Below are 5,803 nucleotides of genomic sequence, written 5' to 3'. Positions count from 1 at the left end.
GCCCCGGGTGGGGATGCGCTGGCGCGGGCCGACCTCGCCCAGCAGGCCGAACTGCGAGTTGTTGAGCAGCTCCCATTCCTCGCGCTCCTTCACCGCGTCGACGGTGAGGCGGATCTGCTCGCGGAGCTGGTCGATCTCGTTCGAGTAGAGGTCGGTGACGCGGGTATGGGTGTTGAGGATCGTCTGGATCGTCGACAGGTGATACTCGCGCGGATGCGATTCGTAGTCGACGAAGGTGGTCGGCAGCCGCGGCTCGCCGGTCTGGACCGCCAGCAGCTCGATGCCCTGCTCGCCATGCGAGCTGGTGTGGCCCTTCAGCCGCTCCTGCTCGTCCCGGTACTGGGCGATCTTGGCGCGGATCTCGTCGCTTTCGAGGGCGTCCGGATCGAGGGTCAGCAGGGTGACCGCCGAGAGCGCCTTGACGGCCGGCGCGGGGGCGCCGGCGCCGAGCAGGTCGCCGTCACCGAAATAGTCGCCCCGGGTCGCCAGACCCTGGCGCAGGCGGCCCTTGTAGGGACCCGAGAAGGTCAGCTCGACCGTGCCGTCCGCCACCACGGTCAGGGTGCGGGTGCCGGCGCCCTCCTCGTGGATGATCTTGCCGGCCTTGTGCTTGCTCTCCGTGAAGCGCTCGGCGATCTTCGCCAGCTCGGCATCGCCCAGCCGGCTGAACAGCGGCACCGCCCGCAGCGAGGCGGGACGGATCGCCCGGTCCTTGCTCTCGGTGACGAGGTCGACGCGGCCGGGCCGGGCCAGCACGACGGCGCGCCGGTTGACGCGGTAGACGCCGCCCGCGACGTCCACGAAGGGCAGGAGCCGGAGGAGCCAGCGCGGCGTGTTGGCCGCGTTCTGGACCGACGTGACGGTGGCTGTCGCAAGATTGCGTGCCGCCGTGGCGCTCACGCTCAGACCCGGTCCACTCATCGTTCGTCCTCATTCTTCTCGATTGCAGGCGCGCCGCATCGACCCGCGATTTGGCGAGTTACCGCGCAGAACGTGCTGGCCGGGCGCAAGATTTGGTTGATTCCGACAAGATCTGATGACCGTGTCGTCCTTGAGGGGATCAAATTTTTTGCGCAGCCGCACAATCTACGGCAGACGACAAACTTGCTCGTTGCTTCGTCGAGACAGCAAAGCCAAGGTAAGCTTTGATTCTACACCGGGTCAACGGAACGATTTTTCCTATTTAATGACGTTTTGTGGAAGGCATCACCCGGTAGTGCCACTATTGTAGAATGACGTCGGCGCAAAAACTCAAGATCGGAGAATTATATTCTCGTTTCATCGCCAATCTTTTAGGATTGGCGGCGATCCTCTCGGAGAAAGATTTTTCGCGCCGGGATCAGATCCCGTCCCCGAAGCCGAAGGACTGATCCATGCTCCGTGCCGGTTCCTCACCCGCGGCGAGGCGCGACACCACCCGGGCCGGCACGCCCGCCACGGTGGTGTGGGGCGGCACGTCGTGCAGCACGACCGCGGCGGCCGCGACCTTGGCCCCCTCGCCGATGCGGATGTTGCCGAGCACCTTGGCCCCGACGCTCAGCAGCACCCCGCGCTCGACCTTCGGGTGCCGGTCGCCGCTCTCCTTGCCGTTGCCGCCCAGCGTGACCGACTGGAGGATCGACACGTCGTCGGCCACCACCGTGGTCTCGCCGATGACGACCCCGGTGGCGTGGTCGATGAACACGCCGGATCCGATCCGGGCGGCCGGGTGGATGTCGCAGCCGAACACCTCCGAGATGCGGCTCTGGACATGCAGGCTGAGCGTCGCGCGGCCCTGGTGCCAGAGCCAGTGGGCGACCCGGTAGGCTTCGAGCGCCGCCAGGCCCTTGTAGAACAGGAACGGGTCGAGGTAGCGCCGGCAGGTCGGATCGCGCTCGCGGATGGCGATCAGGTCGCGCGCGGCGTTGGCCCCGGCATGGGGGTCGGCCTCGAAGGCGGACAGGCAGAGGTCGCGCATCGACAGGCGCGCGAGGTCGCCGTCGCCCAGGCGGTGGGCGAGCCGGTAGGCCAAGGCCTGGGCGAGGCTGCGCTGATCCAGGATCGTCGCCTGGACGATCCCGGCATAGAGCGGTTCCTCGACGAGCACGGCCTCCGCCTCGGTGCGCAGTTCCGCCCATAGCTCGCCCTCGAGGCTGCTGCGGCTGGTGGCCCGCAGCGGCGGGATCGCGGCCGAGGCCGTCACGTCCGGCGGATCCTGCAGGGGTTCTGGATTACGGGCGCCATCAATGCACCAGCTGGAACAGGTCGGCGAGGTAGTGCTCCAGCGTCTCGTGCCCTTCGAACTTCACGTCGACCGTGGCCGAATGGCCGTGCTGCCGGTGGATGCCGACGATCCGCCCCCGCGCATGGCGCCAGATCCCCAGGATCTCCGCGAGGTCGAGCCGTTGGAAAACCACTTGATCACCGTGCGCCATCGTCGCTGAACCTTTCGCGCTGTCGTCGCTGCGGGAGCCGATCGTGCCGGCCCGATTCGAAGTCCGAAGCGGGTCCGGCGAGGTCCCGGCTCGTTCCAGGGAAGCTCTTCCGCCTGCCCGGCCGTTGAGGAGAAGGTTTCGTTCGCGGATTGCTCCTGAAAGAGCACGATCTTCATTAAGTACCTGAAAGTAATCGATAATTGCCGGTTCAATGGCGTTTGGCAAGGCTTGTTCCGCGCCGTCCCGGGCGCTACCCCGATGGTCGGGGGCTGCCGGGGCGGCCTTCGAGTCGCGACACGAGACCCCGAAACGAGACCTGCATGAGCACCTATCTCCCGCCGCTCGCGGGCGGCCTGCTGATCGGCCTCTCCGCCGCGATGCTCCTGCTGCTGAACGGCCGGATCGCTGGCATCAGCGGCCTGGTCGCAGGCCTCGGCCGGCCCGGGCGCGCGCGCTGGCTCGCCGACGCCGCCTTCCTGCTCGGGCTGGTCCTCGGGCCGCCGGCCTTCGCGTTGCTGGCCGGGCGCTGGCCCGAGATGCGGATCGCAGCAAACCTGCCGGTCCTGGCCCTGGCCGGCCTGCTGGTCGGCTTCGGGACCCGGCTCGGTTCCGGCTGCACCTCCGGGCACGGGGTGTGCGGCCTCGCCCGCCTGTCGCCGCGCTCGCTCGCGGCGGTGCTGGCCTTCCTCGCCACCGGCATGCTGACGATGGCCGCAACCCGGGTGCTGGCGTGAGCGCGGCCCTGCGCATCCTCGCGGCCCTGGCCGCCGGCCTCACCTTCGGGCTCGGCTTGGCGCTCTCCGGCATGCTCGATCCGGCCCGCGTGCGCGGCTTCCTCGATGTCGCGGGCGAATGGGATCCCAGCCTGGTCTTCGTGCTCGGGGGTGCCGTCACGGTGTCGGGGCTCGGCTATGCCGTGAGCCGGCGCCTCCCGGGCCCAGTGCTGGATGCCCGTTTCGACCTGCCGGGCCGGCGCCGGATCGATGCGCCCCTGCTCCTCGGCGCCGCCCTGTTCGGGATCGGCTGGGGGCTCTCGGGCTTCTGTCCCGGCCCGGCGGTGGCGGCCCTGTCCACGGGAGCGGTGCCGGTCGTGGTGTTCGTCGCCGCGATGCTCATCGGCATGGCGCTCCACGGCCTGTTGCCGATTGCACCCGCCAAAAACGCGCCCTCTGTGAGACCCTCGGCCTGACCGGCCGATGATCGGACCGGGCGTTCCGCGCGCGGGGCGGCCCCTTCAGAGGCTCTCGATCCAGCTCTGCAGGACCGACAGGGGTTCGGGTCCCCGGCCGGGGCCCGGGCGCTGCGCGGCGTCGCTCGGGATGAAGCCGAACCGGCGCTTGAAGGCGCGCCGGAAGGTGCGCTCGTCCGAGAAGCCGACCGCGAAGGCGACCCGCGAGACGCGCGCCGGCTGCGCCTCGTCCCGGACCAGCATCCGCATCGCGTGCATCAGGCGGCGGTCGCGGATGTAGCTGACGATGCCGTTCGGCGCGAACACGCGGTACAGGGTCGAGCGCGACAGGCCGAGCCGCGCGGCGATCAGCGCAGGCGAAAGCTTCGGGTTCCCGAACTCGGCCTCGATGAACCGGCGGACCCGGATCCGCACGTCCTGGTGCGGGACAGGGTTCCCCGCATCCCGGCCGCGCAGCCAGGTCGCGCAGAGCTGGGTGATCGCCGCGGCCGCCGCCAGGGCCTCGCGCTGGTCCAGACGGTCGCCGCAGGCGACGACGTTGGCGACGAAACTGTGGACCAGGCGCCCGAACGGGTCGCCGTCGTGGTCCAGGGGCCGGCCGTGCAGGGCGTCGGGGTGGCAGCCCTGCTTCTCGAGCAAGACGCGCGGGATCACGACGTTCGTGGCGTCGACGGCGCCCGCGACGATGCGCACGGGCTGGGCCAGGTCGAACACGATGCACTGGACTTCGCCGACCGGCTCAGCGTCGTGGTCCGTCTCGACGAGGCTTTGGCCACGCCGGTAGAACTGCAGCAGGATGTGGTCGAGCCCCTGCTGGCGGATCATCTCCGGCGACCGTTCGAGGATGTGCGCGGGCGCGATCACGTCGCCGACCAGCAGCTCGCCGAGGTGATAGCTGCGCATCGCGATCGGGACGGTGAGGTCGGTCTCGGGTCCGAAGCTGACCGCGAAGACCGGCGCCAGATGCGCCTGCCAGGCCCGGCCCAGCGCGGCCGGATCGCCGGGGGGCTCGAAGCGGAGGCAGGCGATGCCGGGGGCCGGGGCTGCGGCATCCGCTTCGCCTGAGCGGAACGCCTCCGCGCCAGCAGGGGACGCCGTCGATGCGGCCGGGCCCCGCTGCTGTTCTGCAGAGTCGGCGAGGGCGCTGTGATGTCTCATCGTATCGGACCCGCAATGATCCCGCTTCCCAGCGATTGATATCAGTCTTTCGACGAGCACTACCGCAAGAAGCAAATTGAAAACGCCGAATAATATCGATTCCCTTCGACACACCTCGGCCGGACCATTGGATAGGCTTCCCGCCGGTCAATCCGGATCGAGTGCGCTCATCGCGTGGCCCCACCGCATGCAGTACGTCTCAAAAGGGGTGAAGGAAGTGCCAAATCGCGCGTGCGCGGCACCCTGTGCCCGGGGCGTCATAGTCTGTCAAAGGAGTGCCTGCGTAAGTCCCGCGACCAACCTTCCTTGGGACTGAACGGACGATCCTCATGTCAGACCGGCACGATGCCATGAGCCCGACGGGTGAACGCTGCGGCCCTGACACGCGAGCGTACCGCGTCGGAAGGCGGCATGGACGGGCTCGGCGCGGGCTTCTACTCGGTTGCTCGCTTGTGGCACTCGCCGCAGCGCTGGAGCCGGCGGCGGCCCAAAGTGTCGTGAGACGCTCGCCCGCGTTCCTGGGCCTGACGGCGCCGGATTTCGACACGCCCGAGTATCGGAACGATTGGGGTCTCGGAGCCATCAATGCCGCGACCGCCTATGCGCGCGGCTTTACCGGCCTTGGCGTGCTGGTGGCCGTGGTCGACACCGGCATAGATGCAGGGCATCCAGAGTTCCGGAACCTGGCGACCCCTGGCGGAACGCGGATCTCGCCGGCCTCAGCCGACTTCTACGAGTGGATTTCGCAGGCGCGGCCTCCTTTCGACATGCCCGCGATCGTGGATCGGGATGGGCATGGCACGCACGTGTCCGGGACCATCGGCGCCGCCCGCGACGGTAACCCCGCCGGTATGATGGGTGTCGCGTTCGAGAGCACGATCTTGGCCCTCCGAGCTATCGTGGGGACCGACGACAGCAAAACCTACAATAAGCCCGTCACTCAACTCATAGGCGACACTTCGTCAGCGATTGAATATGCTGCCGAACGCGGCGCGAGAATACTGAACGGTAGTTACGGATATTCTTTTAGAGACTCAAATGT

7 protein-coding genes are annotated in these 5,803 nt (G+C 68.4%); 3 read left to right on the top strand and 4 right to left on the bottom strand.

Annotated features, from left to right (window positions below):
• The 3 genes from FV233_RS27840 to FV233_RS27830 all read right to left on the bottom strand — a co-directional run.
• On the bottom strand, positions 1–921 hold a 921-nt coding region (locus FV233_RS27840; RefSeq protein ID WP_147899458.1), incomplete at its 3' end, for a cyclic nucleotide-binding domain-containing protein.
• Between the two features lie 418 nt (positions 922–1,339).
• Positions 1,340–2,182, bottom strand: a complete 843-nt coding sequence (gene cysE, locus FV233_RS27835; RefSeq protein ID WP_147857106.1) for a serine O-acetyltransferase — start codon at positions 2,180–2,182, stop codon at positions 1,340–1,342.
• 40 nt (positions 2,183–2,222) lie between these two features.
• Positions 2,223–2,414, bottom strand: a complete 192-nt coding sequence (locus FV233_RS27830) for a hypothetical protein (protein WP_147857105.1) — start codon at positions 2,412–2,414, stop codon at positions 2,223–2,225.
• Between the two features lie 320 nt (positions 2,415–2,734).
• Between FV233_RS27830 and FV233_RS27825 the strand changes: the two genes are divergently transcribed.
• Positions 2,735–3,148, top strand: a complete 414-nt coding sequence (locus tag FV233_RS27825; RefSeq protein WP_147899457.1) for a YeeE/YedE family protein — start codon at positions 2,735–2,737, stop codon at positions 3,146–3,148.
• Positions 3,145–3,603: a YeeE/YedE family protein gene (locus tag FV233_RS27820; protein WP_147899456.1), complete on the top strand. Its 459-nt coding sequence runs from the start codon at positions 3,145–3,147 to the stop codon at positions 3,601–3,603. Before FV233_RS27825 ends, FV233_RS27820 begins: the two co-directional genes overlap by 4 nt.
• A gap of 45 nt (positions 3,604–3,648) precedes the next feature.
• On the opposite strand, the gene FV233_RS27815 is transcribed toward FV233_RS27820, so the two are convergent.
• On the bottom strand, positions 3,649–4,761 hold the full coding sequence (locus tag FV233_RS27815; RefSeq protein ID WP_147856091.1) for a helix-turn-helix domain-containing protein: 1,113 nt from the start codon (positions 4,759–4,761) through the stop codon (positions 3,649–3,651).
• Between the two features lie 452 nt (positions 4,762–5,213).
• Between FV233_RS27815 and FV233_RS27810 the strand changes: the two genes are divergently transcribed.
• A partial coding sequence (locus FV233_RS27810; RefSeq protein WP_246690112.1) for a S8 family serine peptidase occupies positions 5,214–5,803 on the top strand: 590 nt, incomplete at its 3' end.

It is taken from the genome of Methylobacterium sp. WL7, assembly GCF_008040085.1.
Classification (GTDB): Bacteria; Pseudomonadota; Alphaproteobacteria; order Rhizobiales; family Beijerinckiaceae; genus Methylobacterium; species Methylobacterium mesophilicum.
The sequence above is the reverse complement of the archived record's forward strand: the minus strand, read 5'-3'. Positions and strand labels throughout refer to the sequence as shown.

Excerpts from the sequence above, each read along its gene's own strand:
- FV233_RS27830 (WP_147857105.1), bottom strand. The coding sequence starts at position 2,414 with ATGGCGCACGGTGATCAAGTGGTTTTCCAACGGCTCGACCTCGCGGAG.
- FV233_RS27825 (WP_147899457.1), top strand. The coding sequence starts at position 2,735 with ATGAGCACCTATCTCCCGCCGCTCGCGGGCGGCCTGCTGATCGGCCTC.
- FV233_RS27815 (WP_147856091.1), bottom strand. The coding sequence starts at position 4,761 with ATGAGACATCACAGCGCCCTCGCCGACTCTGCAGAACAGCAGCGGGGC.